Source organism: Mucilaginibacter sp. P4_G9 (assembly GCF_056400985.1).
The window spans coordinates 1-1,254 of sequence record NZ_JBFUKF010000768.1 but is presented as its reverse complement, the minus strand read 5'-3'; the positions used below and the strand labels follow the sequence as shown (position 1 = coordinate 1,254).

Here is a 1,254-nt window from a genome sequence, read left to right as displayed (position 1 = left end):
GTATCGTAACTATTTCATTTAAGTGCTCAATGGTAGCGCTTAGGCTATTACTTATGGATTTAATATGCGAAAAAATCTCTGACCGGTCTTCTTCAACTGCGGTATCATCATATAAATTTACCATAAACTGCAAATTACCTGTATGCGATCTCAAGTTATGAGATACTATATAAGCAAAGTTTTGCAGTCTTCGGTTTTGATCTGTTAGTAAATTTAATGAGGATTCCAGCGCGAGTGTTTTTCGCCTTTTATTGTCGATATCCTGGATAATGCTGCGTACAGTTACACATTTACCAAAATCATCAATAATAGGTATTCCTTTAACCCTCACCCATATTACTTTATTTTTTGCTGATCTGAAAAGTAATTCCAGCTCATAAGGCTGACAAAATTCGATGGCGTTATCAATAGCATTTTTTATAACCGGGCGATACTGGGGTTCAAAGAAACTTATAGCTTCTTCAATTGACAGTTTAATGTGGTTTTGCAGTTCATAAATATCATATAACTGGTTTGATAACCATAACCCCATGGTAGCAGTATTGATTTCCCAACTACCCAATTTAGCAATTTTAACAGTCTCGTTGTAAATCAGATCATTATGCGCGGCCTGTATTTGAACTTGCTTAAACTGATTAATGTTGATGATAGAGCCGTAAATGATCTGTCCGGTTTCGTCACTATATTTTTTAACAGTGCTTTCAAACCAATGATAGCCCGATGCTTTGGTTAACAGTCTTATTTGTAAAGGTTTAACTATACCGGATGGTTGATCATTTAAAGCCGCCAAAAATGCTGGCTTATCCTGGTGGTATAGCAGGTGTTCAAAAAACATATGGTTTGAGCATTCTATTTCGCCAGGTTCATACCCCAAAACTGTATAGAACCCCGATGACCATTTAATATTCTTAGTTGTAATATTATACTCCCATATACCGGCATTAATATTATCAATAATTTGAGCAAGATGTTGCTTGCTATCATCAGAAAATTTATGCCCTTCAGAAAAACTCATATTATAAATAACCTCTTCTTTACTTATTTAATGACGGATATTAATAATAAATTATGTGCCACAATTAGAAAGCAACCCTATTTACAACCTTTGGTTGTTTATGTTTTGCTGAACCTTTATATTTTTAGAATAATTATGGGATTCCAAATATAGTATTTGATATGATATAAACTACTCAAATACTGATAATTACAAAACAAATTTATAACCTAAAATCCGATTGCTTACGACAATAATAT

At 33.3% G+C, this 1,254-nt stretch carries 1 protein-coding gene; it reads right to left on the bottom strand.

What is annotated here, in order from left to right; translation table 11 throughout:
- The coding region (locus AC1DPZ_RS27495; protein WP_477409508.1) for a PAS domain-containing protein at positions 1-1,015 on the bottom strand (1,015 nt) is incomplete at its 3' end.
- Between the last annotated feature and the right edge of the window lie 239 nt (positions 1,016-1,254).